Annotated in this window: 25 protein-coding genes; 15 read left to right on the top strand and 10 right to left on the bottom strand. The window is 70.6% G+C overall.

Annotated features, from left to right (window positions below):
- Nucleotides 1-16: 16 nt before the first annotated feature.
- A complete protein-coding gene (locus BKE41_RS15595) occupies nt 17-235 on the bottom strand; it encodes a hypothetical protein (protein WP_012319883.1) in 219 nt (72 codons plus the stop codon).
- Nucleotides 236-410: 175 nt separating this feature from the next.
- Nucleotides 411-803 (bottom strand): DUF2267 domain-containing protein, encoded by a 393-nt coding sequence (locus BKE41_RS15590; protein ID WP_012319882.1) that lies wholly within the window; start codon nt 801-803, stop codon nt 411-413.
- A 275-nt stretch (nt 804-1,078) separates the two neighbouring features.
- On the opposite strand from BKE41_RS15590, the gene BKE41_RS15580 reads away from it, so the two are divergent.
- From BKE41_RS15580 to BKE41_RS15555, 6 genes are all read left to right on the top strand, one after another.
- Nucleotides 1,079-1,822 carry a (Fe-S)-binding protein gene (locus BKE41_RS15580; RefSeq protein WP_058606850.1) on the top strand — a complete coding sequence of 248 codons (744 nt, stop codon included), beginning with the start codon at nt 1,079-1,081 and terminating at the stop codon, nt 1,820-1,822.
- Entirely contained in the window at nt 1,819-3,390 is a 1,572-nt protein-coding gene (locus BKE41_RS15575) for a lactate utilization protein B (protein WP_024829627.1), read from the top strand. The genes BKE41_RS15580 and BKE41_RS15575 overlap by 4 nt, the downstream gene beginning before the upstream one ends.
- The gene (locus BKE41_RS15570) at nt 3,387-3,992 is read left to right on the top strand and encodes an LUD domain-containing protein (RefSeq protein ID WP_070999794.1); all 606 of its coding nucleotides are present in this window, start codon (nt 3,387-3,389) and stop codon (nt 3,990-3,992) included. Before BKE41_RS15575 ends, BKE41_RS15570 begins: the two co-directional genes overlap by 4 nt.
- A gap of 249 nt (nt 3,993-4,241) precedes the next feature.
- Entirely contained in the window at nt 4,242-5,102 is an 861-nt protein-coding gene (locus BKE41_RS15565; protein WP_012319878.1) for a transglutaminase family protein, read from the top strand.
- Nucleotides 5,103-5,837: 735 nt separating this feature from the next.
- Nucleotides 5,838-7,568 carry a dihydroxy-acid dehydratase gene (gene ilvD, locus BKE41_RS15560; RefSeq protein WP_070999792.1) on the top strand — a complete coding sequence of 577 codons (1,731 nt, stop codon included), beginning with the start codon at nt 5,838-5,840 and terminating at the stop codon, nt 7,566-7,568.
- Nucleotides 7,555-8,457 carry a tetratricopeptide repeat protein gene (locus BKE41_RS15555; protein ID WP_012319876.1) on the top strand — a complete coding sequence of 301 codons (903 nt, stop codon included), beginning with the start codon at nt 7,555-7,557 and terminating at the stop codon, nt 8,455-8,457. The genes ilvD and BKE41_RS15555 overlap by 14 nt, the downstream gene beginning before the upstream one ends.
- A gap of 7 nt (nt 8,458-8,464) precedes the next feature.
- On the opposite strand, the gene BKE41_RS15550 is transcribed toward BKE41_RS15555, so the two are convergent.
- Nucleotides 8,465-9,088 (bottom strand): glutathione S-transferase family protein, encoded by a 624-nt coding sequence (locus BKE41_RS15550; protein ID WP_029357532.1) that lies wholly within the window; start codon nt 9,086-9,088, stop codon nt 8,465-8,467.
- A gap of 23 nt (nt 9,089-9,111) precedes the next feature.
- On the bottom strand, nt 9,112-9,906 hold the full coding sequence (xth, locus tag BKE41_RS15545) for an exodeoxyribonuclease III (protein WP_053620923.1): 795 nt from the start codon (nt 9,904-9,906) through the stop codon (nt 9,112-9,114).
- A gap of 95 nt (nt 9,907-10,001) precedes the next feature.
- On the opposite strand from xth, the gene BKE41_RS15540 reads away from it, so the two are divergent.
- The 3 genes from BKE41_RS15540 to glpX all read left to right on the top strand — a co-directional run bounded on the left by BKE41_RS15540 (nt 10,002) and on the right by glpX (nt 13,243).
- Complete coding sequence (locus tag BKE41_RS15540) at nt 10,002-10,688, top strand: ceramidase domain-containing protein (RefSeq protein WP_070999790.1); 687 nt, start codon at nt 10,002-10,004, stop codon at nt 10,686-10,688.
- Between the two features lie 109 nt (nt 10,689-10,797).
- Complete coding sequence (locus BKE41_RS15535; protein ID WP_012319872.1) at nt 10,798-12,114, top strand: homoserine dehydrogenase; 1,317 nt, start codon at nt 10,798-10,800, stop codon at nt 12,112-12,114.
- A gap of 145 nt (nt 12,115-12,259) precedes the next feature.
- Entirely contained in the window at nt 12,260-13,243 is a 984-nt protein-coding gene (gene glpX, locus BKE41_RS15530; RefSeq protein ID WP_012319871.1) for a class II fructose-bisphosphatase, read from the top strand.
- Nucleotides 13,244-13,300: 57 nt separating this feature from the next.
- Here the strand turns inward: glpX and BKE41_RS15525 are convergent, their stop codons facing one another.
- Nucleotides 13,301-14,251: a L,D-transpeptidase gene (locus BKE41_RS15525; RefSeq protein WP_012319870.1), complete on the bottom strand. Its 951-nt coding sequence runs from the start codon at nt 14,249-14,251 to the stop codon at nt 13,301-13,303.
- Between the two features lie 499 nt (nt 14,252-14,750).
- Here BKE41_RS15525 and BKE41_RS15520 point away from each other — a divergent pair, with 499 nt between their 5' ends.
- From BKE41_RS15520 to BKE41_RS15505, 4 genes are all read left to right on the top strand, one after another.
- Nucleotides 14,751-16,001, top strand: coding sequence for an MFS transporter (locus tag BKE41_RS15520; protein WP_012319869.1), 1,251 nt, complete (start codon nt 14,751-14,753; stop codon nt 15,999-16,001).
- A 220-nt stretch (nt 16,002-16,221) separates the two neighbouring features.
- Entirely contained in the window at nt 16,222-17,514 is a 1,293-nt protein-coding gene (locus BKE41_RS15515; protein ID WP_012319868.1) for an MFS transporter, read from the top strand.
- 6 nt (nt 17,515-17,520) lie between these two features.
- Complete coding sequence (locus BKE41_RS15510; protein ID WP_012319867.1) at nt 17,521-18,741, top strand: CoA transferase; 1,221 nt, start codon at nt 17,521-17,523, stop codon at nt 18,739-18,741.
- Nucleotides 18,742-18,765: 24 nt separating this feature from the next.
- Nucleotides 18,766-19,578, top strand: a complete 813-nt coding sequence (locus BKE41_RS15505) for an enoyl-CoA hydratase/isomerase family protein (protein ID WP_012319866.1) — start codon at nt 18,766-18,768, stop codon at nt 19,576-19,578.
- A gap of 252 nt (nt 19,579-19,830) precedes the next feature.
- On the opposite strand, the gene BKE41_RS15500 is transcribed toward BKE41_RS15505, so the two are convergent.
- The 4 genes from BKE41_RS15500 to dctP form a co-directional block, all read right to left on the bottom strand.
- Entirely contained in the window at nt 19,831-20,298 is a 468-nt protein-coding gene (locus BKE41_RS15500) for a YbaK/EbsC family protein (protein WP_012319865.1), read from the bottom strand.
- 196 nt (nt 20,299-20,494) lie between these two features.
- On the bottom strand, nt 20,495-21,847 hold the full coding sequence (locus BKE41_RS15495; RefSeq protein WP_024829636.1) for a TRAP transporter large permease: 1,353 nt from the start codon (nt 21,845-21,847) through the stop codon (nt 20,495-20,497).
- Nucleotides 21,844-22,536: a TRAP transporter small permease gene (locus tag BKE41_RS15490; protein WP_070999788.1), complete on the bottom strand. Its 693-nt coding sequence runs from the start codon at nt 22,534-22,536 to the stop codon at nt 21,844-21,846. The genes BKE41_RS15495 and BKE41_RS15490 overlap by 4 nt, the downstream gene beginning before the upstream one ends.
- Nucleotides 22,533-23,555 carry a TRAP transporter substrate-binding protein DctP gene (dctP, locus tag BKE41_RS15485; protein ID WP_012319862.1) on the bottom strand — a complete coding sequence of 341 codons (1,023 nt, stop codon included), beginning with the start codon at nt 23,553-23,555 and terminating at the stop codon, nt 22,533-22,535. The genes BKE41_RS15490 and dctP overlap by 4 nt, the downstream gene beginning before the upstream one ends.
- Before the next feature lie 193 nt (nt 23,556-23,748).
- Between dctP and BKE41_RS15480 the strand changes: the two genes are divergently transcribed.
- Both BKE41_RS15480 and BKE41_RS15475 read left to right on the top strand, forming a co-directional pair.
- Nucleotides 23,749-24,402, top strand: a complete 654-nt coding sequence (locus BKE41_RS15480; RefSeq protein WP_012319861.1) for a GntR family transcriptional regulator — start codon at nt 23,749-23,751, stop codon at nt 24,400-24,402.
- 177 nt (nt 24,403-24,579) lie between these two features.
- Entirely contained in the window at nt 24,580-25,509 is a 930-nt protein-coding gene (locus BKE41_RS15475; protein WP_012319860.1) for a class I SAM-dependent methyltransferase, read from the top strand.
- Nucleotides 25,510-25,556: 47 nt separating this feature from the next.
- On the opposite strand, the gene BKE41_RS15470 is transcribed toward BKE41_RS15475, so the two are convergent.
- On the bottom strand, nt 25,557-26,237 hold the full coding sequence (locus tag BKE41_RS15470) for a GntR family transcriptional regulator (RefSeq protein ID WP_012319859.1): 681 nt from the start codon (nt 26,235-26,237) through the stop codon (nt 25,557-25,559).
- Between the last annotated feature and the right edge of the window lie 2 nt (nt 26,238-26,239).

The following is a 26,239-nucleotide window of genomic DNA, read 5'->3' as shown; positions in this document are numbered from 1 at the left end:
CGACGGGCCGAGCCTCTCAGCGGCCCGTGAACCCGGTCGGCGCCAGCTCGCCGGGCGCGATCGGGAAGCGCGGCTCGATCGTCATCGGGTCGGCCAGGGCCGCCGCGCGCTCCGCCCGCCTGCGACCGTGCCTCAGGGCCCGGGTCTGCGCCGCGCGGGTCGGGTGCAGAATGGCAGCGAGCAGGGACTGCCCTTCGAACTCGCTGTCCAGGTTCTTGGCTTCGAAGACGGGCATGGCCGGCCTGCTTGAGTGCGGTACCGGACACTGCCAAAGGCGTCGATCCGGGCCACATCCCCAATAACGGGGATCGCGTGGACAGGTTCCGTCAAGCTTTCGCCTCGAAACCTCTTTTTTACTCTTCGTCCAGGCGTCACCCGAATGCAGTGCGGCCGCGCACACCGATCCGCGGTCAGACGAACTGGTTCAGCCCGGGGATGGAGCCGATGATCGGGCCCATCGCGTCCTCGCCGACCTTCTCGCGGCCGAAGGCGAACAGCTCCTGGCCGAGGGGCTGCATCTGACCCATCGGCACGCCGGCGGCCATCAGCTTCTGGCCGAGCGCCATGACGCCGCCGCCGCCCATCATGCCGCCGAGCATGCCCATCAGGCCGCCGCCGCCGCTCTCGCCGGCGTTCGACTCGGCGATCAGCGCCTCGGAACCCGGCAGGGCCGCCAGCAGCTGGCCGACCTCGGCGGCAGGACCTTCCTTCTGCAGGAAGGCCAGGATGTGCCCGATGGCGGTCTGAGCGGTCGCGGCGTCGAGCCCGGTGCGGGTGGTGACGCGGGCGAGCAGTTCTTCCATGGTGATGATCTCTTCGGAACGCTTCCAGACGTCCTTCGACTCTGGGGCGTCGGAAATCAAGCGCGCGGCATCGCTCCCCGGGAAAACTCCCCGGCTTCGCGCGGGCGATCGCGCGCGGGCCGAGGCCGGGCGCGGGGAGGCAGCGGCGACCGGTTACAGCGGGCACGGTGCCGCAGTGAGCGATCTCGCCAAGGATCGCCCCATCCGGTAGACCCTGGGCCAGTCTTGAACCGTTCCAGGCCACCGGGCCGGGTTAGCCAGGGAGTTGCCAGACCATGCGGGTCGGCCTGTTCGTGCCGTGCTACGTCGACGCCTTCGAGCCCGAGGTCGGGATCGCCACCCTCGAGCTCCTCGAGCGCCTGGGCTGCACGGTCGAGTATCCGTTCGACCAGACCTGCTGCGGGCAGCCGATGACCAATACCGGCTGCCACGCCGAGGCCGCCGCGACCGAGGCGCTGTTCGTCAAGAACTTCTCCGGCTTCGACTACGTCGTCGCCCCGTCGGGCTCCTGCGTCCACCAGGTACGGGAGCACCTGACGGCGATCCCCCAGACCGACGAGGTCAGCCACGTCCGCGCCAGCACCTACGAGCTCGTGGAGTTCCTGCACGACGTGCTGAAGGTCGAGGACCTGCCCTGGGCGAACTTCCCGCACAAGGTCGCCTATCACACCAACTGCAACGCCCTGCGCGGCATCCATCACGCGCGGCCGACCGAGCTGGTGAAGCCCGACTTCTCGAAGCCCCTCGACCTGCTGCGCCTCGTGAAGGGCGTCGAGCTCGTCGATCTCGCCCGGCCGGACGAGTGCTGCGGCTTCGGCGGCACCTTCTCGGTGTTCGAGCCGGCCGTCTCGGCCAAGATGGGCTACGACAAGGTCGCGGATCAGAACCGGGCCGGGGCGGACTACGTCGTGTCGGCCGATTCCTCCTGCCTGATGCACCAGAAGGGCTGCGCCGAGCGTCTGGGATTGCCGCTCAAGTACATCCACATCGCGCAGGTGCTGAACGGAGCCGCCGCATGAGCGTCGAGGATCTCAACCCGCGCGAGCGCGAAGGCGTCATCCACCCGGAGGTGCGGGCCGGCCACGACGAGAGCGAGCGGGCGCCGGACGGCCGGCGTCTCCAGCACGCGGAGGCCGCCTCGAAGCCGATCCGCGCGCCGCAGACCCGGGAGCCGCAGCCGCGCGGCGCGAAGATCCGGGGCGATCGCCCGATCAACCAGTCCGAGGCCGCCGAGCGTTTCCTCGCGGCGCCGCTGCACCAGGCGGCCCACGACGAGCGCCTGTGGGACCTGCGCAAGAAGCGCGACGCCTCCGCGCACGGGATCCCGGAATGGGAGGAGCTGCGCGAGCTCGCCTCGCAGATCAAGACCCACACGCTGAGCCATCTCGACCGGTATCTCGAGCAGTTCGAGGCGGCCGCGAAGGCCAACGGCGTCCACGTGCACTGGGCGAAGGACGGCGCCGATCACAATCGGATCGTGCTGGAGATCCTGCGGAGCCACGGCGCCAGGACGCTGGTGAAGTCGAAGTCGATGCTCACCGAGGAGTGCGGCTTCCGCCACCACATGGCGGCCAACGGCATCGAGGTCATCGAGACGGATCTCGGCGAGCGGATCCAGCAGCTCGACAACGAGGAGCCGAGCCACGTCGTGGCGCCGGCCGTCCACAAGACGCGGATGGACGTGGCCGAGGTCTTCGCCAAGACGCTCGGCACCGATCCGGACAACGACGACGCGCACTACCTCGCCGAGAGCCAGCGCGAGACCACGCGGCCCTACATCCTCAAGGCCGATGCCGGCATGACGGGATGCAATTTCGCGATCGCCGAGACGGGCACGGTCGTGACCTGCACCAACGAGGGCAATGCCGACCTCTCCGGCAACGTGCCGCCGCTGCAGATCCACTCCATCGGCATCGAGAAGATCATCCCGAAGGTCGAGCATCTCGGCGTGTTCATCCGCCTGCTGTCGCGCTCGGCACTGGGCTCGCCGATCACCCAGTACACCTCGCACTTCCGCGCGCCCCGCGCGGGCACCGAGATGCACATGGTGCTGGTCGACAACGGCCGATCCGAGCGCCTCGGCATGGAGGAGTTCTGGACCTCCTTGAAATGCATCCGCTGCGGCGCCTGCATGAACACCTGCCCGGTCTACAGGCGGTCCGGCGGGCTCTCCTACGGGGCGACCTATTCGGGGCCGATCGGGCTGATCATCGATCCGACCTTCAACAAGCGGAAATACTCGACGCTGCCGTTCTCCTCGACGATGAACGGCTCCTGCACCAACGTCTGCCCGGTGAAGATCAACATCCACGAACAGATCTTCGCGTGGCGGAAGGTGCTGGTCGAGGAGCACCAGATCCCGGCGCTCAAGCAGGGCATGATGAAGGCCGCGGGCGCCGTGCTCTCGCGCCCGGCCGCCTATCGGGCGGCGATCGGCGCGGCGGATTCCGCGCTGAAGGTCCTGCCGCGCTTCGCGGTCTACAACCCGCTCAACACCTGGGGGAAGAAGCGCGAGATGCCCGACGCGCCGCGCCAGACCTTCCACGCCTGGTACAAGCAGAACCGCATGAAGGACACCGGTCGATGAGCGCCCGCGACGCGATCCTCGACGGCATCCGCAGGAACCGGCCGGCCGGCGACTTCCCGCTGCCGGAGGTGCCGCTGTTCACACCGCTCGTCGGCGACGACCTCGTGGCGGAGTTCGGCGAGCGGCTGAAGCGCATGGGCGGACGCGTGGCCGAGCCCGGTGCCGGCGACGTGTTCGCGGGCGTGCGCGAGCGCCTCGACGCCGCCAAGGTCGTCGCCTCCGCGGTCCCCGAGCTGACCGGAAACCGCGATCTGCGGGGCGTGCGCGCGCCCGAGGAGGTCGAGGACGTCGACGTGGCGGTGGTCCGGGCGGTGTTCGGCATCGCCGAGACCGGCTCGGTGCTGTTCACCCAGGATGAGTTGATCGTCAACGCGGTCGGCTACCTCGCGCAGCACCTCGTCGTGCTGCTCGATCCGGCCGACATCGTGCCGAACGTGCAGGCGGCCTACCGCCGGCCGGAATTCGGCCGCTCGGCCTACGCGGTGCTGCATACCGGCCCGTCGGCGACCGCCGACATCGAGGGGGTCCTGATCCACGGCGCGCAGGGCGTCCGCTCGCTGACGGTGCTGCTGCTCCCGAGGGATGCCGCCGAGCGCGGCTAAGACCGGCTCCGTCGCCGCGGCCGTCCTCGCGAGCGGAGCGAAGCAATCCAGGGATGCGCCACGGCCGGCGATGTCGCGCTGCCCTGGGTCGCTTCGCTGCGCTCGCGATGACGGCGGCGCCGCCCGCCCGACGCGGCACCTGTGTCTTGCCCGCATCGCCCCGATCGAACGGCCATCGAGCCGGAACCGACGATCGGGCGCGCCCCTTGCTTGGACGACGGACGGGCCGTCATCCGGCAAGGAGATCCGATGCGCTACACCCTCGGTTGCAGCCTGTCCTACAACATCCTCTCGGATACCACCTTCATCTTCAATCTCGAGGTGGCGAAGCTGAAGAGCGTCGAGATCCTGAGCGAGAGCCTGGTCCTGACGCCGAACCTCAAGCGCGATCTCTACACGACCCCTGACCTCCAGAACCGCTATCTGGCGGTCAACGTGCCGACCGGTCAGTTCGCGCTGGAGTACAACGCCGAGGTCGACCTCACGGTGCATCGGGCCGACCCGGCGACCATCAACGAGACGCCCATCGGACAACTGCCCCTCGACATCCTGCCGTTCCTGCTCCCGAGCCGGTTCGTCTCCTCGGACCGGCTGACGCCCTTCGCGCTGGCCGAATTCGGCGCTCTGCCCAAGGGCCACGCGCGCGTGAACCAGATCTGCAACTGGATCCACGACCACATCGCCTACCAGCCCGGCACCAGCGACGGCGAGACGACCGCGGACGAGTCCCTGCTCAAGCGCGCCGGCGTCTGCCGCGACTTCGCGCATATCGGCGCCGCCTTCTGCCGGGCGCTCGGTATCCCGGCCCGGTTCGTGAGCTGCTACGCCCATGGCCTCGTCCCGAGCGACTTCCACGCCGTGTTCGAGGCCTATCTGGACGGGCGCTGGTGGCTGTTCGACGCCACCCGACAGGCCGACCTCGACGGGCTGGTGCGGATCGGCGTCGGGCGCGACGCCGCGGAGATCGCCTTCTCGACACCCTTCGGCAACATGCAGCCGGTCAATCAGCAGGTGCGGATCCAGCGGACGGATGGGCAGGGCAGCCCGATGCCGCGCACGGTGGACGCCATCTCGACCGAGATCCCCGCGCCCCACGCTGGAGCGGCCTGAGCGCAGGTCCGGCAGCGATCACGGCGTCGTGTGATCCTGTGATCCCGGACGCGCGGCGACGGACGGGTTGACCGTGCCGGTCGCCGCATGCCGCGTGCGGGCCAGCGGGAGCCGTCAGATCGGCGGCGGAGAGCGGCGCCGGCGCCGCTCGGTCTGGCCGGCCGCACCTCACGAACGGGCGCGGATCCCGCCGCTCCGCGGGCCCGGCGGCCTCGCGAGCCTCAAGCAACGGCGGGCGCCGGCCTCGTCGCGCCTGGATCGCGGCAGGTCGCTCGACGCGTGCGCCGGCGTATTGTCGGCGCCATCCCCGCGGACGGATAGTGATGCCGCGACTTTCCGGGCGCCGTATTGCCGCGTTTCTTGGGGATCGCGCCCGGGAGATCCTCGGCCTGCCTGAAGACAAGTTGCGCATCGTCGGAGCGCCCCATTCGCGCCCGGCCATTGTCCTTCATCTTGTCGCCGCCGGCGAATTCGCCGCAAGCGTGGCTGTGGCGGGGTCGCAACACCGTAAAACGATCCCCGCTCCGCCCCGAGACCTGCCCGTAAACGCCGCGATCCCGCCATAGTCCGGGCCCACCTCAACATCCGCGGTAAACGGCAATCTCGACAACGATTTACCGTTCGGAAACGAGGACTTCCCGAGTACGCGGACGGATTTCCCGGCGCTTCGCGAACGGCGACGCGCCGCGGTTCAACGCACCCTCGGGATCGGCTGCGAAGGCTTGGTCTGAAGTCATGGTGACGCGTTTGAACGACAAGTCGAAGCTGCCGAGCCGCCACGTCACGGAGGGGCCCGACCGCGCCCCGCACCGCTCCTACCTCTACGCCATGGGCCTGACCCGCGAGCAGATCCACCAGCCGCTGGTGGGTGTCGCCTCGTGCTGGAACGAGGCCGCGCCCTGCAACATCTCGCTGATGCGCCAGGCGCAGGCGGTGAAGAAGGGCGTCGCCGCCGCCAATGGGACGCCGCGCGAGTTCTGCACGATCACGGTCACCGACGGCATCGCCATGGGCCACGGCGGCATGCGCGCGTCGCTGCCGTCGCGGGAGGTCATCGCCGACTCGGTCGAGCTGACCATGCGCGGCCACGCCTACGACGCCCTCGTGGGTCTGGCGGGCTGCGACAAGTCGCTGCCCGGCATGATGATGGCGATGGTCCGCCTGAACGTGCCCTCGATCTTCATCTACGGCGGCTCGATCCTGCCGGGCTCGTTCCGTGGCAAGCCCGTGACCGTTCAGGACCTGTTCGAGGCGGTCGGCAAGGTGGCCGTCGGCGACATGAGCCTCGAGGATCTCGACGAGCTGGAGCAGGTCGCCTGCCCGTCGGCCGGCGCCTGCGGCGCGCAGTTCACCGCCAACACCATGGCGACGGTCTCCGAGGCGATCGGCCTGGCGCTGCCGTACTCGGCCGGCGCCCCGGCCCCCTACGAGATCCGCGACAAGTTCTGCGCGACTGCCGGCGAGAAGGTGATGGAGCTTCTGGAGAAGCGCATCCGCCCGCGCGACATCGTCACCCGCAAGGCCCTGGAGAACGCCGCCACGGTGGTGGCGGCCTCGGGCGGCTCGACCAACGCGGCGCTGCATCTGCCGGCGATCGCGCACGAGTGCGGCATCGAGTTCACGCTGTTCGACGTGGCCGAGATCTTCCGGCGCACGCCCTACATCGCCGACCTGAAGCCCGGCGGGCGCTACGTCGCCAAGGACATGTTCGAGGTCGGCGGCATCCCGCTGCTGATGAAGACGCTCCTCGACCACGGCTTCATGCACGGCGACTGCATGACGGTCACCGGCCGCACCATCGCGGAAAACATGGACCGGGTGACCTGGAACCCGGACCAGGACGTGGTCTACCCCGCCAACCGCCCGATCACCCCGACCGGCGGCGTCGTCGGCCTCAAGGGCAACCTCGCCCCCGAGGGCGCGATCGTGAAGGTCGCCGGCATCCCGGCCGAGAAGCAGGTCTTCACCGGCCCGGCCCGCGTGTTCGACGGCGAGGAGGCCTGCTTCGCGGCCGTGCAGGCGCGCAGCTACAAGGAAGGCGACGTACTCGTGATCCGCTACGAGGGTCCGCGGGGCGGCCCCGGCATGCGCGAGATGCTGTCGACCACCGCGGCCCTCTACGGCCAGGGCATGGGCGACAAGGTCGCGCTGATCACCGACGGGCGCTTCTCGGGCGCGACCCGGGGCTTCTGCGTCGGCCATGTCGGCCCCGAGGCCGCCGTGGGCGGCCCGATCGGGCTGCTCCGCGACGGCGACGTGATCACCCTCGACGCGATCCAGGGCACGCTCAGCGTCGCCCTGTCCGACGCGGAACTGGCCGAGCGCCGCGAGGCCTGGACCGCGCGGCCCAACACCGCGACCTCCGGCTACCTCTGGAAATACGCGCAGGGCGTCGGCCCGGCCCTGTACGGCGCCGTCACCCATCCGGGAGGTGCCAAGGAGACGCAGAGCTATGCGGACGTCTAGGACTGACCTCAGCCGGCGCCGGGCGCCGGCCGGGGCCGATCCCGGTCGGTTCCGGTGCGTCGGCGGGCTCGCGGTCGCGGCCTGGGCGCTCGCCCTGCTCGCGCTCCCGGTCACGCCGTCGCGCGCCCTCGACGCCAATGTCCGCACGCCCGTGCAGGTCCCGGTCGCCGACAAGAGCTACCGCTCGGCCAAGGACGCGCTCCGGGCCGGCATGCGGGAGTACAATGCCGGCGACAAGCAGGGTGCCGCCCGCGCCCTCGAGTACGCGGCCGGCCAGGGCCACGCCCTGGCGCTGTGGAAGCTCGGCCGGATGTATGCCGACGGCGACGGCGTCCCGCACGACGACCTGAAGGCGTTCGAGTTCTTCTCGCGGATCGCCGATGCCAGCACCGACGACGGGCCCGATCCGCAGAACTCGGCGGTCCTGGGCAGCGCCTTCACGGCGCTGGGCACCTACTTCCTGGAGGGAATCAAGGGCACCTACGTGCGCCCCAATCCCGAGCGCGCCTACGACATGTTCAACTACGCGGCGTCCTACTACGGGGACCCCAACGCGCAGTACAATCTCGCCCGGCTCTACCTCGACGGCACCGGCGTCGAGGCCGACCCGCGGCAGGCCGCGCGCTGGTTCAACCTCGCCGCCGAGAAGGGCCACCATCCGGCGCAGGCGCTGCTCGGCGACATGCTGGTCAACGGCCTGGGCGGCATCCCGATCCAGCGGGTGCGGGGCCTGATGTGGCTCTCCCTCGCCCGGGAAGGCGCCGAGAGCCGCAAGGACGACTGGATCGTCGCGCTCTACGAGAAGAACTGGGCGGCCGCCAGCGAGGACGACCGCGCCGAGGCGCAGACGCAGCTCCAGACCGTGGGCTCGATCCGCAAGCGGCGCTGAGCCGCCCTCAGCTCTTCGCCGCGGCGATCGCCGCGGTGAAGGACGGCCGCTCGAGCGTCGCCGCGACCCAGTCGGCGAGCTTCGGCCAGCGGGCGCCGTCGACCGCGACCTTGGCCAGCCGCAGGTTGTGGAACGGCGCCGCCACGGCGATGTCGGCGATGCCGAACCGGCCGCCGACGAGGTAGGGCCCGCCGATCTGCGATTCGAGGTAGTCGAACAGCGGCGGCAGCGCCGTGTCGACGGTCCGCTGCGCCAGCGCCTCGTCGCCCTCGACCTTGAACAGGCGCGGCTTCAGGAAGCGCTCGACGAACGGCACGAGCACCTGGCGGGTCAGCTCGCACTCGCCGAACTTGTCGAACCAGCGGGCGCGGGCGGCGTCCCGCGCGTCCTCGGGGATCAGCGCGGGCGCCGGATGCTGCCGCTCGAGATAGTCGAGGATCGCGCTCGAATCGGCGAGGCGATACCCGGCCTCCTCCATCGCGGGGATCTTCCCCATCGGGCTCGCGGCCCGGAAGTCCGGATCCGGCGCGTGGAAGCCGACCGGGCGATGCTCGAACGCGACGTCCTTCTCGTAGAGCGCCACGAGCACCTTGCGCACGTAGGGCGACACGCTGCTGCCGTAGATGATCATCGTCGTTTCCCCCGATCGCGGCTCTACCCGGCCGCCAGCTCCGCCGTGACCGGCACGTGGTCCGACGGCTTGTCGAGCCCGCGCATGTGCTTCTGGACCGAGGCCGAGACCAGGCGGTCGCCGGCCTGGGGCGAGAGCAGCAGGTGGTCGATGCGGATGCCGGCGTTCCGCTGCCAGCACCCGGCCTGATAATCCCAGAAGGTGTATAGCCCGTCGCGCGGATCGCAGGCGCGCAGGGCGTCGGTGTAGCCCTCGGCGAGGATCGCCCGGAACGCCGCCCGGGTCGTCCCGAGGAACAGGGCGTCGGAGCGCCACGCCTCCGGATCGGCCGCGTCGGCCGCCTCCGGGATGACGTTGTAGTCGCCCGCCAGCACCACCGCGATCTCGTCCTCCAGCAGCGCCCGGGCGTGGAGCCGCAGCCGCTCCATGAAGGCGAGCTTGTACGGGTATTTCGGGCTGTCCACCGGGTTGCCGTTCGGCAGGTAGATCGACGCGACGCGCACCGGGCGCGTGTCCGCGCCCGTGATCAGCGCCTCGATGTAGCGGGCCTGCGCGTCGTCCGCGTCGCCCGGGAGCCCGCGCCGGATCTCCGACATGGCGAGGGGCGCGCGGACTAGCAGGGCCACGCCGTTATAGGCCTTCTGCCCCAGCGTCTCGACCGCGTAGCCCGCCGCCTCGATGTCGGCCTGCGGGAAGGACTCGTCCTGGCACTTGAGCTCCTGCAGGCAGACCACGTCGGGCCGCGCCTCCTCCAGGAAGCCGAGCAGGTGCGGGAGCCGCTGCTTGATCGAGTTGACGTTCCAGGTGGTGATCCGCATCGCCTCGCTTCCGGTCGCCGCCCGGCCGTCATCCGCGCTTCGCGTCGCGCTGACAAGGCCATCCCGGCGCAAGGACGGGGAAGTAGGGTCGGCGGATGAACTGGTTCGAGCCGGTGTCGGCCTACTGCGAGCGGGGCGGGCCGGACTTCTGGGCCGAGCCTGCCAACGCGCTGTCGAACGCGGCCTTCCTGCTGGCCGCCGCCGCCGCGGCGCGGCGCGCCTCCGTGGCCGATCCGCCGGACCGGACCTGCCTCGGGCTGGCGGCCCTGATCGCTGCGGTGGGCGTCGGCTCGTTCCTGTTCCACACGCTGGCGGTCTACTGGGCGATGCTCGCCGACGTCGTGCCGATCGCGCTGTTCATCTACGCCTATCTCGCGCTGGCGCTGTCCCGGTTCCTGCGGCTGGCGCCGGTCCGGGTCGCGGCGGCGACCGGGGGGTTCGCCCTCCTCGCCTTCGCGCTCACGCCTCTTCTCGACGGCCTGACCGGCCTCGACGTCGCGCGGCTGACCAACGGCTCGGTCGACTACCTGCCCGCCCTCCTGGCGCTGTTCGGCGTCGCCTGGGCGGCCGCGCGCCGGCCCGAGGAGCGCTTCGTCGGGACCGGGCGGCGGCTCGCCGGCACCGGCCTGCTCTTCCTGATCTCGCTCGCCGCGCGGACCGCCGACCGGGCGGCCTGCGCACTGCTGCCGACCGGCACGCACCCGCTCTGGCACGTGCTGAACGCCGTCGTCCTGTACGCCCTCGCGGCGACGGCGATCCGTCACCGGGAGACGGCCGGGTGACACGCCCCGCGGTCCCGGGCCAATTCCTTGCGGGCGGGGCGGAATTCTTGCAGAAGTGCGCCGCATCGGGCGCCCGGCCCAACACGGTCGCCCGGGCACGGAAGGGGTCATGACAGTGAGCTTTCGCCTCGGGATCGCCGGACTCGGGACCGTCGGTGCGTCCGTGGTCCGGATGGTCGAGCGCCGCCGCGCCGCCTTCGCTGCGGCGGGCCTCGACATCCGCGTCACCGCGGTCTCCTCGCGCGACCGCGGCCGGGACCGCGGCCTCGACCTGTCCGGCATCGCGTGGTTCGACGACCCGGTGGCGCTCGCCCGGTCGGAAGCCGTCGACTGCGTGGTCGAGCTGATCGGCGGCGCCGAGGGGCCCGCCAAGGCGGTGGTCGAGGCGGCGCTCGAGGCGGGCAAGCCGGTGGTGACCGCCAACAAGGCGCTGCTGGCCCGCCACGGCGCCGCCCTGGCCGCGCAGGCCGAGGCGAAGGGCGTGGCCCTCGCCTTCGAGGCGGCGGTGGCCGGCGGCATCCCGGTGATCAAGACCCTGCGCGAGGGCCTGCCGGGCAACGCGGTCTCCCGCGTCTACGGGATCCTCAACGGCACCTGCAATTACATCCTCAGCCGCATGGAGCGCGAGGGGCTGACCTTCGAGGCCTGCCTGAAGGACGCGCAGGCCCTGGGCTACGCCGAGGCGGACCCGACCTTCGACGTCGAGGGGTTCGACACCGCGCACAAGCTCGCGATCCTGACGAGCCTCGCCTTCGGGACCGCGGTCGACGCGGACGGCGTGTCAGTGGAGGGCATCTCCCGGGTGCAACCCCTCGACCTCCGCATGGCGGACGAGCTCGGCTACCGGATCAAGCTGCTCGGCGTCGCGCAGGCGACCGAGGCCGGCATCGAGCAGCGGGTCCACCCGACCATGGTGCCGAAATCCTCGGCGATCGCGCAGGTCATGGGCGTCACGAACGCCGTGACGATCGACGCGGACGCGGTGGGCGAGCTCACCCTGATCGGTCCCGGCGCCGGCGGCGAGGCCACGGCCTCCGCGGTGGTGGCCGACATCGCCGACGTGGCGCGCGGCGTGATCCGCCCGACCTTCGGCGTTCCGGCCGCGGCGATGCGCGCCAGCGAGCGCGTGGAGATGCAGCGTCACGAGGGCGGCTACTACATCCGCCTCACCGTCCACGACCGCCCCGGCGTCGCGGCCGGCGTCGCGCAGCGGATGGCCGAGCGATCCATCTCCCTGGAGAGCATCCTGCAGCGCCGCGTCGAGGGGCCGGAGGCCGATCCGCGCGGCCGCTCCGGCCGGCCCGTGCCGCTGGTGCTGATCACCTACGCGGCGACCGAGGGCAACATCCGCGACGCGCTCGACGCCATCGGCGCCGACGGGCTGCTGGCGGAGCCGCCGCAGCTGATCCGGATCGAGCGTGAATAACAGTGCATACGGTAGCGTGACCCGCCACCGCTTGATGCAGGATAGTGGGCCTTAGCGAACCGGCGTATACGCTGCGCGGCCGTCATCCGACGGTATCCATCCGGGATCCGACCCCAAGATCGGACCCGGCCAGAGGCAGGAAACCATGGAAGAGGCCCCCAAGCCGGCATCGCGCGGCGTCCCGCGCACGCTCGCCCTCGAACTGGCCCGCGTGACGGAGCGTGCCGCCATCGCCGCCGCCCGATTGCGCGGCCAGGGCGACGAGAAGGCGGCCGACCAGGCGGCGGTCGACGCGATGCGCGACGAACTCAACGGCCTGCCGATCCGCGGCACCGTGGTGATCGGGGAGGGGGAGCGCGATCAGGCGCCGATGCTGTTCATCGGCGAGCAGCTCGGTCTCGGGGAAGGGCCCGAGGTCGACATCGCGGTCGATCCGCTGGAGGGCACGACCCTCTGCGCCAAGGACATGCCCGGCGCCATCGCGGTCATGGCCATGGCGGAGCGCGGCTCGCTCCTCGCCGCGCCCGACGTCTACATGCAGAAGATCGCCATCGGGCCCGGCTACCCGCCCGGGCTCGTCGATCTCGACGCCAGCCCGACCGACAACATCCTGGCGCTGGCCAGGGCCAAGGGCGTCGATCCGAAGCAGATCACCGCCCTGATCCTCGACCGGCCGCGCCACGCGGCCCTCGTGGCCGAGGTGCGGGCGGCCGGCGCGGCGGTGCGCCTGATCTCGGACGGCGACATCGCCGGGATCATCTTCACGGCGAGCCCCGAGGAGACGGGCATCGACCTGTATCTCGGGACCGGCGCGGCGCCCGAGGGCGTGCTGGCGGCCGCCGCGATGCGCTGCATCGGCGGCCAGATGCAGGGGCGCCTGATCCTAGATACCCCGGACCGGCGGCGCCGGGCCGCCGAGATGGGCATCGAGAATCTCGACCGGAAATACGACCTGACCGACCTCGCGAGCGGTGACGTCATCGTGGCCGCCACGGGCATCACCGACGGGGCGCTCCTGCGCGGCGTGCGCTTCAGGCCGGACCGGATCCAGACCGAGACCCTGGTCTACCGGTCCGAGGCCGGGACGGTGCGGCGGATCCTCGGCGAGCACCGCCGCGGGCTGACCTGATCCCGCGGGCCGCCGGTCCACGACCGGCGGCGTTCAGTCCGACGGCTCGGCCCGGCTTCAGTTCAGCACCACCACCTTGCTGCCGACGGGGACGCGGCTGAACAGGTCGATCGCGTCCTGATTGATCATCCGGATACAACCCGACGACACGCTCTTGCCGATGGAGAAGGGCTCCAGCGTCCCGTGGATGCGGAACAGCGTGTCCTTGTTGCCCTGCCAGAGGTACATGGCGCGGGCCCCGAGCGGGTTGCGCAGGCCGCCGGCGACGCCGAGGCCGCTCTGCAGCTTGTCGACCTCGCTGGCGAGCTTCGGGCTGCGGGCGATCATCTCCTTCGGCGGGTACCAGTCCGGCCAGGCCTGCTTGGAGTTCACCGTCGCGGTACCCGACCACGAGAAGCCCTGCTTGCCGACGCCGACGCCGTAGCGCCGGGCCCGACCGTTCGCCTCGACCAGGGTGAGCTGGTGCGCCCGCGGGTCCACGATGATCGTCCCCGGCTCGTAGGGCCCGTGATAGGCGATCTCCTGGCGGAGGAACGCGGGGTTCATCTTCTTGTAATTGAACGCCTGGACCGGGAACACGTCGTCCGTGATCGGGCCGTAAACCTTGGCGTAGTCGATCGGCTCGTTGTCGGGCGCGCGGAGGACGGCCTTGGCCTTGGCGGCCTCCAGGGGCGACAGGCCCTCTGCCGGCGGCACGCTGCCCGGGCGGGCCGGAACCGTCGGATCGTCCGTCTCCAGGGTGGCGGCCGGCGGCGGCGCGACCGGGGCCTGCGCGGCGGGGCGCGGCGGTGCCGGGCGCACGAAGTCGGTGCGGCCGGTATAGGGCAGGTAGCGGCCGCCGCGACGGACGTAGAGCGCGCCGTTCTGATCCTGGTAGAGCTGACCGTCATCGCCGAACCCGTCGATCCCGGCCTCGCCCACCGGGCCGCGGCCCTGGGCGTGCGCGGTGGAGGCGAGGGCGAGGACCGTGAAGCCGGCCAGGAGAAGGCGACGGATCGGGGCGGACATGGTTCGAATTCCTCGGGAGGCGTCGCCGGGGCTTGCCGCGACGCGCAGGCGAGCGGGCCCGCACGAAGTCGCGGCGCAGCTCATCCCGGGGCTTAGCAAAGGTCGCGCTTTACCGCCAAGTTGCCGACGTTGATCGAGGGCAACTTACAGGGTCTTCCGGGTCGTTTCTCCGCGCCTGTGTTGCCCTCGTGCAGCAATGATTTCGACGGCGTCGCTCACCGATCCGTGAGCGCGTCGGGCGGGCGCCCGTTTACTCGGCACGCCTGCCTCGCCGAGCGGCAGCGACTCGGCGGGAGGAGGTCCGGCCCGGAGACCGCCGGAGCCGGGCGGACCGCGCGGCACGCGTCCCGTGCGGTATGGCACGCTTGCTGCATTGCCCACTCAGCCGCGCCTGCTGCGGCGGCGGAGCAACGGCGCTCCAAACAGCGGACGGTGTGAGTCCGGATCCCCGGCATGAGCGACCGCGTGTCGGTTCGCCCACTTACGACGAGCACCAGCTATGGCCAGCTTCAAAACGGTGATGAAGTCGGGTCACCCCCCGACGCTGTTCGCGGCATTCCTCTACTTCGATTTCTGTTTCGCCATCTGGGTCCTGAACGGCGCCATGGGGCCGTTCATCACCGAGACCTTCAAGCTCTCGCCGGCCCAGACCGGCTTCATGATCTCGCTGCCGATCCTCGCCGGAGCGCTGATGCGCTTTCCGCTCGGCGTTCTGGCCCAGTATATCGGCCGGAAGAACGCCGCGATCACCGAGATGAGCGTGATCATGCTGGCGATGGCCTACGGCTATCTCTTCGTCTCCTCCTACAACGACGTCCTCGCCATGGGCGTCCTGCTCGGCATCGCCGGCGCGTCCTTCGGCGTCGCGCTGTCCCTCGGCTCGGGCTGGTTCCCGCCGGAGCACAAGGGGCTGGCGATGGGCATCGCGGGCGCCGGCAATTCCGGCACCGTGCTGGCCGTGCTGTTCGCCCCGCCGCTGGCCCAGGCCTACGGCTGGCAGACCACCTACGCCTTCGCGGGCGTCGTCATGCTGCTGCCCCTCGCGATCATGATCGTGCTCGCCAAGGAGCCGCCGGACTGCGAGCACCAGACCTTCAAGGAGCACGTCTCCTGTCTGTTCACCAAGGACGGCTGGGCGTTCTCGCTGATCTACGTCATCACCTTCGGCGGCTTCATCGGCCTCTCGAACTTCCTGCCGACCTTCTTCTACGAGCAGTTCGCGGTGACGAAGGTCGAGGCCGGGCGCCTGACCATGCTGGCGGCCTTCATGGGCTCGGGCATCCGGATCGTCGGGGGCTACTTCGCCGACCGGATGGGCGGGATCGCGGTCCTGTCGGTGGTGCTGCTCGCGGCGATCGCCACGCTGCTGTCGCTGACCGCGACCCCCTCCCTGGCGCTCACGACGCTCCTGTTCATGCTGTGCTTCGCGGCCCTCGGGGCCGGCAACGGCGCGCTGTTCCAGCTCGTTCCGCTGCGCTGGCCGACCAACACGGCCGTGGCCGGCTCGATGATCGGCGAGATCGGGGCGCTGGGCGGCGCGATCCTGCCGAACGTCATGGGCCTGTCCAAGCAGTATACCGGCTCGTTCTCGCTGGGCTTCGTCGGCTACGCCGCCTTCACGGCGGTCGTCCTCGGCTGCCTCGCGCTCTGGCAGCGGAAGTGGGTCGGGAGCTGGGTCGGGCCGCGCGGCAAGGCACTCGGCACCGCGGCCGAGGCCGAGCAGGGCCAGCTGCGGCCCGCGACGGCCTGACCGCCGCAGCGTCTCGTAGCGGCGAACGACCTGTGACGGGGACCCTGGGGTCCCCGTTTTCAGTTGCAGCGCGAACCAGGAATTCGCGTGCCGGATGCAGGTCGGCGGTTGCCTTCCGCCTCGCAACGCGTTTGAATAATGCATTACGAGAGAGCGCCCGGCCCCGACGCCGAGGCGCCCGGCGACCGCGAGAGGCGGCGCCCCATGGGAGGAACGGTCGATGTCGAAGCGCTTCAGCGCCACGAACGGCGTGCTCGGCCTGCTCTGTGTGATGTACTTCATCACCTATCTGGACCGGGTGAACATCGCCACGGCCGGCGCGGAGATCATGCGCGATTTCGGCATGTCGAAGACCGATTTCGGTCTGATCCTGTCGGCCTTCGCCTACCCGTACGCGATCTTCCAGGTGATCGGCGGGTCGGTCGGCGACAAGTTCGGCGCCCGGCGCACGCTGCTCGCCTGCGGGGTGATCTGGGCCTCGGCGACCATCCTGACCGGCATGGTCGGCGGTCTCGTGAGCCTGTTCCTGGCCCGGGTGCTGCTCGGCTTCGGCGAGGGCGCGACCTTCCCGACCGCCACCCGCGCCATGCAGAACTGGACGGCGCCCGGCCGGCGCGGCTTCGCGCAGGGCATCACCCACGCCTTCGCGCGGCTCGGCAACGCGGTGGCGCCCCCGATCGTCGCCTTCCTGATCTACCATTTCGGCTGGCGGACCAGCTTCGTGATCCTCGGCGCGGTGAGCTTCGTCTGGGTCGCGATCTGGTGGCTGTACTTCCGTGACGACCCGTCCGAGCATCCGGCGATCACCAAGGCGGAGCTCGACACGCTGCCGCCGCCCCGCAAGGTCGGCGCGAAGCAGAGCGTGCCGTGGGGCGCCCTGACCCGCCGCATGCTGCCGGTCTCCATCACGTATTTCTGCTACGGCTGGACCCTGTGGCTGTTCCTCGGCTGGCTCCCGAGCTTCTTCAAGGAGAACTACAGCCTCGACCTGAAGAACTCGGCCCTGTTCGCCTCGGGCGTGTTCTTCGCGGGCGTCGTCGGCGACACGGTCGGCGGCATGCTCAGCGACTCGATCCTGCACCGCACCGGCAACGTGAAGCTCGCGCGCCTGTCGGTGATCGTGATCGGCTTCCTCGGGGCCGCCGCCAGCCTCGCCGGCGTGTTCATGACGCGGGACCTGACGCTCGTGGCGCTGCTCCTGTCCTCCGGCTTCTTCTTCGCCGAGCTCGTGATCGGACCGATCTGGTCCGTGCCGATGGATATCGCGCCGAAATATGCCGGGACCGCCAGCGGGCTGATGAACACCGGCTCGGCCGTGGCGGCGATCGTCTCGCCGATCGTCTTCGGCGTCATCGTGGACGCGACCGGGAGCTGGACGCTGCCCTTCGTCGGCTCGATCGGCCTGTGCCTGCTCGGCGCCGCGCTGGCCTTCACCATGCACCCCGAGCGGGAGTTCGTGGATCCCGTCACGCCGCCGGTCGCCCCCGCGGCCACCGTGCCGGCCGGGGAGTAGCGCGCGATGGCGGAAACGATGAAGCGGTCGGGCCCGCTCGCCGGGATGCGGGTGATCGAGCTCGCCCACATCATGGCCGGGCCGGTCTGCGGGTTGATGCTCGCCGACATGGGCGCGGAGGTGATCAAGGTCGAGAAGATGGAGGGCGACGACACCCGTCGCACCGTCCCGCCCGCCCTCGAGGGCGAGAGCGCCGCCTACATGATGATGAACCGCGGCAAGCGCGGCATCAGCCTCGACCTGAAGGATCCGGACGGCGTCGCGGTCCTGCGCCGCCTGCTCAAGGGCGCGGACGCCCTGATCGAGAACTACCGCGGCGGCACGATGGAGCGCCTCGGGATCGGGTACGAGACCCTGAAGGTCGAGTTCCCCGAGCTGGTCTACTGCTCGCTCTCCGGCTTCGGCCGCACCGGTCCCTACGCCGACCGGGCCGGGTTCGACCTCGTGGCGCAGGGCATGAGCGGCCTCATGTCGGTGACCGGGGAGGGCCCCGGGCGACCGCCGATGAAGTGCGGGCCGCCGGTCACCGACATCACCGCCGGCATCCTGGCCGCCATGGGCGTCCTGGCCGCCTACGCGAACCGGCTCCGGACGGGCCGGGGGCAGGCGGTCGACACGTCGCTGTTCGAGGCCGGCATCACCCACACCTACTGGCAGTCGGCCATCGCCATGGCGACCGGGATCGCGCCCGGCCCGATGGGCTCGGCCCATCCGCTGAACGCCCCCTACGAGGCCTTCGAGACCGCCGACGGCTGGATCACCATCGGCGCGGCCAACCAGACCAATTGGCTGCGCCTGCTCAAGGCCATCGGCGCCGACGACCTCGCCGAGGACCCGCGCTTCGCGCTCAACCGCGACCGGATGGCCAACCGGCACGACCTCGCCGCGACCCTCGCGCCGATCTTCCGGGCCCACAGCTCGGCCGAGTGGCTCGCCCGGCTCGAGGCCGGCGGCGTGCCGGCCGGACCGGTCCTCGACGTGAACGCGATGCACCGCGACCCGCAGGCGCTCGCCCGCGAGATGGTGGTCGAGGTGGATCACCCGCGGGTCGGGCGCATGAAGACCCTGGGCCTGCCGGTGAAGTTCTCCGAGACGCCGGGACGCGTGCATGGGCCGGCCCCGTTGCTCGGCGAGCATTCCCGGGCGATCCTGGCCGAGGCCGGGTACGCGCCGGCCGAGATCGACGCGCTGATCGCGCGGGGCGTGGTCCGCGAGACCGCGGCCTGACGCCGCCACCCGGAGACGCCGCGCATGACCGCCAAGCCCGCGACCGACGAGCTGCTGTTCACCATCGACGAGGCCGGCATCGCCCGCATCGTCCTGAACCGCCCGCAGGCGCGCAACGCGCTCACCTTCGCGATGTATCAGGGCCTGATCACCTGCTGCGAGGCGATCGCCGAGAATCCGGCGGTCAAGGCGCTGATCATCACCGGCGCGGGCGACAAGGCCTTCGCGGCCGGGACCGACATCGCCCAGTTCCGCGACTTCAGCACCGCCGAGGACGCGCTGGGCTACGAGCGCTTCATGGACAAGGTGCTGGGCTCCCTGGAGCGGCTGCGGGTGCCGACCATCGCGGCGATCGCCGGGGCCTGCACGGGCGGCGGCGCGGCCATCGCGGCAGCCTGCGACCTGCGGATCGCCACCCGCGACGCGCGATTCGGCTTCCCGATCGCCCGCACCCTCGGCAACTGCCTGAGCCAAGGCAACCTCAAGCGCCTCTCCGGCCTGATCGGCCCGGCGCGGGTCAAGGACATCATCTTCACCGCCCGCCTCGTCGGCGCCGAGGAGGCGCTCGGCATCGGGCTCATCGGCGAGATGGTGGACGATCGCGCCGCGCTCACCGAGCGGGTGGACACCCTGGCGCAGCTGCTGGCCAACCACGCGCCGCTGACCATGCAGGCGACCAAGGAGGGGCTGCGGCGCCTCGCCGAGGAGGAGGCCGGCGCCGAGGGCGCCCCGCATCCCGGCGATGACCTGATCCTCATGTGCTACATGAGCCAGGACTTCCGCGAGGGCATGGAGGCCTTCCTCGGCAAGCGCACGCCCAACTGGACCGGGCGCTAGGACCGCTCCCGGTCGTGCCGCGACAGTCCGGAGGGAAGGCGTCTTCGGTAACGAGACAGTGGCGCCATGCCCCCTCTCCCGTGCGGGAGAGGGTTGGGGTGAGGGACGAGAACGTTCAGGATCAAGCGCGCGATCCTGCGTTGACCGCGCGCGCCTCGTCCGGACAGACCTGATCCCTCACCCTGTCCCTCTCCCGCACGGGAGAGGGGACCCGCGCCTCGTGCGGAGCGGGAACGGCGCTGACCAAGCCGCTCAGCCCGGCAGCGCGCAGACATCGACCCAGGCGGCGCCGGTGAGCTCGGCCATCCGCGCCGGCGCGATCCGCACCGAGCTGTGGGTGCTGCCGGCCGCCGGCACCACCTCGTCGAACGCTCTCAGCGAGACGTCGCAGTAGACCGGCAGCGGCGTCGGCAGGCCGAAGGGGCAGACGCCGCCCACCGGATGGCCGGTCACGGCCTCGACCTCGCCGAGATCGAGCATCCGCACCTTGCCGCCGAAGGCGGCCTTGGCCTTCCGGTTGTCGAGGCGCGCGTCGCCGCGCGTCACCACCAGGGCGACCTGCTCGCCGACGCGGATCGAGAGCGTCTTGGCGATCTGCGCCGGGACGACGCCGTGGCCCTCTGCCGCCTCGGCGACGGTCGCGGTGCTGGTTTCCAGGACGATGACCGCGATGTCGGGCGCCTTCTCGGCGAAGAAGGCGCGCACGGAAGTGAGGCTCATGGTTCGATCCGGAGCTCGAGATCTGCGCGGCGCGGCGCGCGCGCTGCCATAGGCGGCTCCGGGCGCGGCGGCCAGAGCGCCGACGCGGGTGGTAGCTGCGCGGAACGCGGCGCTCGCCCGACCGCGTCTCCTCACGCGGCGGGCCCCTCTCCGGGCGGAGAGGGGCCCGCCGCGCGGACTCGTTGCGCGTCTCGACCTACCGCGTCGTCGTCAGCAGCAGGTCCGGCAGCCACATCGCGATGCCCGGCACGAGGCACAGGATCAGGATCGCCACCGCCATCAGGATCACGAAGGGCAAGGTGCCCCAGATGATGTCCGAGAGCGGGATGTCGGGGGCGATGTTCTTGATGACGAAGATGTTCAGGCCCACCGGCGGGTGGATCAGGCCCATCTCCATGGTGATGGTCATCACGACGCCGAACCAGACGAGGTCGAAACCGGCGGCCTTGAGCGGTGGCAGGATGATCGGCGCCGTCATCAGGATGATCGAGACCGGCGGCAGGAAGAAGCCGAGCGCGATCACCAGCGCCAGGATGGTCACGAGCAGTACCCAGGGAGAGAGCTGCATCGCGACGATCGCGGCGGCGGCCGATTGCGAGATGTGCAGGTAGCTCATCACGTAGGCGTAGAGGAGCGACATGCCGATGATCAGCATCAGCATGGTCGATTCCCGCAGCGTCGCCGTCAGGATCGGCGTGACGTCGCGGAAGCGCCAGACGCCGTAGATCGCGGCGATCAGCGCCAGGGCCATCAGCCCGCCGAGGCCCGCGGTCTCGGACGGCGTGGCGTAGCCGCCGTAGAGCGCCACCATCACGCCGGTGAGCAGGACCACGAAGGGCAGGACCCGCGGCAGCGTCGAGAACCGCTGCGCCATGCTGTACTGCTCGTCGGCCAGGATCGGCGAGGCCGGCCCGCCGCGCTCCAGGGCCTCCTTGGCGGCGGCGTACTCGGAGCGGAACCGCACCATCGACCACGCGGCGAACAGGCCCACCAGCAGGAGACCCGGCCCGATGCCCGCGAGGAACAGGCGCCCGAGCGACTGCTCGGCCGCGACCGCGTACAGGATCATGGTGATCGAGGGCGGCAGCAGGATGCCGAGCGTGCCGCCCGCCGCGATGATCCCGGCCGCGAAGCCCGGCGAGTAGCCGCGCTTGCGCATCTCCGGGATGCCGGCCGAGCCGATCGCCGAGCAGGTGGCCGGGCTGGAGCCCGCCATGGCGGCGAACAGCGCGCAGGCGAAGACGTTGGCGATGCCCAGGCCGCCCGGGATGCGGTGCATCCAGGCATGCATGGCCGTGTAGAGATCCTGACCGGCCTTGGACCGGCCGATGGCAGCGCCCTTCAGGATGAAGAGCGGGATCGACAGCAGGGTGATCGAGGCCATCTCCTCGTAGACGTTCTGCGCCACCGTATCGAGGGAGGCGCCGGGCATGAACGCCACCATGAAGGCGAGCGCCACGAAGCCCAGCGCGAAGGCGATGGGGATGCCCGAGAGCATCGCCCCGAGGGTCGCGCCCGCGTACAGGAAGCCGATCGCGGCCGTGCTCATCGTTCAACCTTCGCGGAAACGGTCTGACCCAGCGGATCCGGTTCTCGGGGCGCGACCTCGGCCGCCCCGTGCATGTCGCGATTGACGTCGGCCCCGAGCCCGATCTTGGGCTGCGCCCATCCGGCGGCCCGCGGCCCGTAGGCGAGGGCCTCCGCGATCTGCAGGACGAACTGGAGGCACAGCAGGCTCATGCCGACGGACATGAGCGTGTAAGGGATCCACAGCGGCGGCCCCCAGGTCGATTGCGAGACCTGTCCGTCGACCCAGGCCTCGTGATCGAGGGACCAGCTCTTCCACGCGAAGAACAGGCAGAAGGCGAGGCTGACCAGGTCGGCCAGGAGGAGCCGCACCCGGTTCGCGGCCGGCGGGAGGAGACCGGTCAACGCCTCGATCGCCACGTGCCCCCGCTTGGCCTGGACGCCGGCCGCCGACAGGAAGGTGGCCCCGATGATCAGGAACACCGCCATCTCGTCCTGCCACTCCGTCGGCTCCTTCAGGAGGTAGCGGACGACGACGCTGTGGGTGAGCACGAGGCAGGCCGCCACGAGGCAGAGACCGCCCAGGGCCAGGATCACCCTGTTCAGGAGGCGCATGCCCCGGTCGAAGGCGCCGAGGAGGCCCGGCAGGCGCGGCTCTTCGGCACCGCGCGCCTCCGGAGCGGCCGTGGCCGCGTCGAAGCCGTGGCTCACGCGACCTGCTCCGCGAGCTTCAGCAGCTCCGCGCAGTTCGCGTTCTTGGCGGCGTAATCCTTCCAGGCGGTGTTGCGGGCGAGATCCCGCCACTGGCCGAGGGATTTCTCGTCGACCTGGACGACTTTGGCGCCGGCCTTGGCGAAGATCTCCTCGACCCGGGTGTCGTCCTCCTTCGCGCCGGACTGGCCGAATGCTTCGAGCTCCGTGCCGACCGCCATGATCAGGTCCTGCTGCTCCTTCGGCAGGCCCGAGAACACGATCTTGGACATCATGATCGGCTCGAGCATGAACCAGTAGGAGCGCTCGCGCCCCGAGGTCAGCGCCTTGGACAGCTCCTCCAGGCGGAAGGAGATCAGGCTCGTGGAGGAGGTGATCACCGCGTCGCAGGCGCCGGTCTGCATCGCCGCGTAGGACTCGTTCGACGGGATCGAGAGGGTGGCCGCGCCGGCCTCCTTCATCATCATGTCCATCTCGCGCGAGCCGCCGCGGACCTTCATGCCCTTGGCGTCGGCCGGCGCCACGAGGGCGCGCTCCCGGCTCGCGACGCCGCCGGCCTGCCAGACCCAGGAGACCAGGATGATGCCCTTCGCGTCCAGGATCTCGGTGAGCTTGCGGCCGACCGGAGCCGCCTTCCACGCCACCGCCTGGGCGTAGGACGTCACCAGGGCGGGCATCAGGCCGATGTTGAGCTCCGGGATCTCGCCACCCGCGTACGGGCTCGGGTAGAGCGACATGTCGAGCGCGCCCTTGCGCATGGCGCCGAACTGGGCGTTCGTCTTCATCAGCGAGGAGCCCGGGTAGACCTGGACGTCCAGGGCACCCTTCGAGCGCTCGCCGACCATCTTGGCGAACTTCCGGCACATGCGGTCGCGGAAATCGCCCTCGTCGATCGTGCCGCCGGGAAACTGGTGGGACAGCTTCAGCGTCGTGGCCGCCTGGGCGCTGTTCAGGCCGAACCGCAGGATGGCCGGTGCCGCGAGCGTGGCCGCGATCAGCGAGCGACGAGTGGGCGTCATGAAGCTCTCCCGCACCGCAAACAACGCGGCGTACTTTTGTGCGCCGCAATAGTGCGGCGCTTCGTTGTATGCATGGAAAACCGGCTTGTATATTTTGTCAATGCTCCAGCATAATGTTCGCGTGCGTCGAACATCCGCCGGCCTCAACGGGCGGGGCGTCGCGCGGCCCGATCATCGGGGAGGAACCGGGAGCATGAGCCACGCGCAGCGGCTGAGGCAGCGTATCGAGGACGAGATCGTCTCGGGCGAGCTCGCCCTGGGGTCGCGGCTCGACGAGAACCAGCTCGCGGCCCGTTTCGGGGTCTCGCGCACGCCGATCCGCGAGGCGCTGCTGCAGCTCGCCGTCACCGGGCTCGTGCAGACGAAGCCCCGGCGCGGCGCGATCGTCAGCGCCCCCGAGCCGCACCTGCTGCTCGCCATGTTCGAGACGATGGCGGAGATCGAGGCGGCGTGCGGCCGCCTCGCGGCGCGCCGCCTCGTCGCCGAGGACGCCGCCGCGCTGCGCGCCGCGCTGGAGGGCTGCCGCGCCGCCCTGGCGACCGAGGACACCGAGGCCTACTACGCCGAGAACTACGTGTTCCACACGGTGGTGTACCGCGCGAGCCGGAACGCGTTCCTGGCGGAGCAGGCGCTGTCGCTCCATCGCCGTCTCGCCCCGTACCGGCGGCTGCAGCTGCGCGTGCGCCAGCGCCTGCCGCAATCGCTGGCCGAGCACGAGGCGATCGTCGCCGCGATCATCGCGGGCGACGAGGCCGGCGCCGCGGACGTCCTCCGCAGCCACGTGATCGTCCAGGGCGACCGCTTCACCGATCTCGTGGCGGGTTTGCGGGCGCCGAGCGCCGCCTGAGCGGAGCAGCCGCAGCCGCGAGGCCGGTGCGGGCGGCCCGTCCGATCCGAACCGGGTCCGAAGGCCACGCTTTCATCGCGTCCTAACCCTGCGCGCAGGTCGGACTGCGTAGGTGTTCCGCCTGACTCGACCGTAAGTTGCAGTACCGGCATTGTTCGCCCGAACCGGGGACAGATCATGCTGAAGGACGTCGTCAGGAGCGCGGGCCGCCGGGCGGGAGTGGATATCTTCCGGGCGAGCCGGGAGGCGTTCCGCTGGAGCCACACGGTCCACGACTACTACCCCGTCGTGCCGTCGTCGCGCTGGACGCCGGGCCGGGCGCCGCACGGCCAGCTCAAGGCGGTGCTCGGCCGGTCCCACGCCGCCTACGATCGCTTCCTCACCGAACTCGAGGCGCAGGCGGACCTGCTGCACAGCGTCCCGCACGACGCCCCAATGGCCGGCGCCGCGACACCCCACTGGAACAACACGTGGTTCACCGCCCTCGACGGCGCCGCGCTGATGACGATGCTGGCCTGGAAGCGCCCCGCGCGATTCTTCGAGATCGGCTCCGGCTGCTCCACCTGCTTCGCGCGGCACGCGATCGATACCCTGACGTTGCCGACGCGGATCACCTCCATCGATCCGATGCCGCGCCGCGAGATCGACGCCCTCTGCGACTGGACCGTGCGCAGCCCGCTCGAAGCCTGCGACCTGAAGATCTTCGAGGAACTGAAGGCCGGCGACATCCTGTTCTTCGACGGATCGCACCGCTCCTTCGCCAATTCGGACGTGACCGTGTTCTTCTTCGAGGTCATGCCGCGCCTCGCGCCGGGCGTGATCGTGCAGATCCACGACATCTTCATCCCGGACGACTACCCGTCCGCGTGGAACTGCCGGCTGTACAACGAGCAGTACCTGCTCGCGGCGATGCTGCTGTGCGGCGCGCCGCCGTTCCGGGTAACCGTGCCGGTGATGTACATCTGCCAGGACCCTGCCATGAGCGCCCGGGTCAGGACGGTGTTCGCCGCCCGCGGCGCCGGCCCCGACATCCCGTTCCTCTACGCGAACGATTCGCGCACGCCGGGCGCGTCGTTCTGGTTCGAGATGACCGGGATGCCCGGCTGATCGCGCGCCTCCTCGATGGCGCCGGCCGCCCGCCGCGATTGAGGCGTTCAGGCCGTCTCGGCGGCACCGTAATTGGCGGCGATCACCGACTTCTTCCCGCGGATGTGCTCGCGCATCAGCACGGCCAGGGCGGCACCGTCGCGGGCGCGCAGCAGCGCGATCATCCGCTCGTGCTCGGAGACCGCGCGGGCCCACTGCTCCGGGGTCTGGTGGGCGGAGTAGCGCGAGCGCTGGATCCGGCCCGACAGGCTCTCGTAGATGTTGGCGAGGATCGTGTTGCGGCTCGCCGCCATGATCCCCTCGTGGATCCGGCGGTTGTGGCTGAAGTAGCCGGCCTCGTCGCCGGCCTTCCAGGCCTCGACCATCGCGTCGTGATCGACCACCAGGGCGTCGATGTCGGCGTCGGTGATCGTCCGGCAGGCGAGGTCGCCGGCCGTCGCCTCGAGGCCGGCGATCACCTCCATCATCTCCTCGAGCTCGCCGTCCGAGATGCTGGCGACGCGGGCCCCGCGGTTCGGGAGCAGCTCGAGGAGACCTTCTGTCGCCAGGATCTTGATCGCCTCGCGGAGCGGGGTCCGCGAGATCCCGAAGCGCTCGGTCAGCTCGCCCTCGTTGATCCGCGCCTTCGGCTCCATCTCGCCGGACCGGATCAGCTCGCGCATGCGCTCGGCGACCTCGTCGTGGAGGTAGCGGCGGCTGATTCCGATCCCGGGCTCGATTTTGTTCATGG

This window comes from Methylobacterium sp. C1 (genome assembly GCF_001854385.1).
GTDB classification, from domain to species: domain Bacteria; phylum Pseudomonadota; class Alphaproteobacteria; order Rhizobiales; family Beijerinckiaceae; genus Methylobacterium; species Methylobacterium radiotolerans.
Note: the sequence above shows the minus strand (reverse complement) of the source record. Positions and strands in the feature narration are given on the sequence as shown.

Excerpts from the sequence above, each read along its gene's own strand:
- BKE41_RS15595 (WP_012319883.1), bottom strand. The coding sequence starts at position 235 with ATGCCCGTCTTCGAAGCCAAGAACCTGGACAGCGAGTTCGAAGGGCAG.
- BKE41_RS15590 (WP_012319882.1), bottom strand. The coding sequence starts at position 803 with ATGGAAGAACTGCTCGCCCGCGTCACCACCCGCACCGGGCTCGACGCC.
- BKE41_RS15580 (WP_058606850.1), top strand. The coding sequence starts at position 1,079 with ATGCGGGTCGGCCTGTTCGTGCCGTGCTACGTCGACGCCTTCGAGCCC.
- BKE41_RS15575 (WP_024829627.1), top strand. The coding sequence starts at position 1,819 with ATGAGCGTCGAGGATCTCAACCCGCGCGAGCGCGAAGGCGTCATCCAC.
- BKE41_RS15570 (WP_070999794.1), top strand. The coding sequence starts at position 3,387 with ATGAGCGCCCGCGACGCGATCCTCGACGGCATCCGCAGGAACCGGCCG.
- BKE41_RS15565 (WP_012319878.1), top strand. The coding sequence starts at position 4,242 with ATGCGCTACACCCTCGGTTGCAGCCTGTCCTACAACATCCTCTCGGAT.
- ilvD (WP_070999792.1), top strand. The coding sequence starts at position 5,838 with ATGGTGACGCGTTTGAACGACAAGTCGAAGCTGCCGAGCCGCCACGTC.
- BKE41_RS15555 (WP_012319876.1), top strand. The coding sequence starts at position 7,555 with ATGCGGACGTCTAGGACTGACCTCAGCCGGCGCCGGGCGCCGGCCGGG.
- BKE41_RS15550 (WP_029357532.1), bottom strand. The coding sequence starts at position 9,088 with ATGATCATCTACGGCAGCAGCGTGTCGCCCTACGTGCGCAAGGTGCTC.
- xth (WP_053620923.1), bottom strand. The coding sequence starts at position 9,906 with ATGCGGATCACCACCTGGAACGTCAACTCGATCAAGCAGCGGCTCCCG.
- BKE41_RS15540 (WP_070999790.1), top strand. The coding sequence starts at position 10,002 with ATGAACTGGTTCGAGCCGGTGTCGGCCTACTGCGAGCGGGGCGGGCCG.
- BKE41_RS15535 (WP_012319872.1), top strand. The coding sequence starts at position 10,798 with ATGACAGTGAGCTTTCGCCTCGGGATCGCCGGACTCGGGACCGTCGGT.
- glpX (WP_012319871.1), top strand. The coding sequence starts at position 12,260 with ATGGAAGAGGCCCCCAAGCCGGCATCGCGCGGCGTCCCGCGCACGCTC.
- BKE41_RS15525 (WP_012319870.1), bottom strand. The coding sequence starts at position 14,251 with ATGTCCGCCCCGATCCGTCGCCTTCTCCTGGCCGGCTTCACGGTCCTC.
- BKE41_RS15520 (WP_012319869.1), top strand. The coding sequence starts at position 14,751 with ATGGCCAGCTTCAAAACGGTGATGAAGTCGGGTCACCCCCCGACGCTG.
- BKE41_RS15515 (WP_012319868.1), top strand. The coding sequence starts at position 16,222 with ATGTCGAAGCGCTTCAGCGCCACGAACGGCGTGCTCGGCCTGCTCTGT.
- BKE41_RS15510 (WP_012319867.1), top strand. The coding sequence starts at position 17,521 with ATGGCGGAAACGATGAAGCGGTCGGGCCCGCTCGCCGGGATGCGGGTG.
- BKE41_RS15505 (WP_012319866.1), top strand. The coding sequence starts at position 18,766 with ATGACCGCCAAGCCCGCGACCGACGAGCTGCTGTTCACCATCGACGAG.
- BKE41_RS15500 (WP_012319865.1), bottom strand. The coding sequence starts at position 20,298 with ATGAGCCTCACTTCCGTGCGCGCCTTCTTCGCCGAGAAGGCGCCCGAC.
- BKE41_RS15495 (WP_024829636.1), bottom strand. The coding sequence starts at position 21,847 with ATGAGCACGGCCGCGATCGGCTTCCTGTACGCGGGCGCGACCCTCGGG.
- dctP (WP_012319862.1), bottom strand. The coding sequence starts at position 23,555 with ATGACGCCCACTCGTCGCTCGCTGATCGCGGCCACGCTCGCGGCACCG.
- BKE41_RS15480 (WP_012319861.1), top strand. The coding sequence starts at position 23,749 with ATGAGCCACGCGCAGCGGCTGAGGCAGCGTATCGAGGACGAGATCGTC.
- BKE41_RS15475 (WP_012319860.1), top strand. The coding sequence starts at position 24,580 with ATGCTGAAGGACGTCGTCAGGAGCGCGGGCCGCCGGGCGGGAGTGGAT.
- BKE41_RS15470 (WP_012319859.1), bottom strand. The coding sequence starts at position 26,237 with ATGAACAAAATCGAGCCCGGGATCGGAATCAGCCGCCGCTACCTCCAC.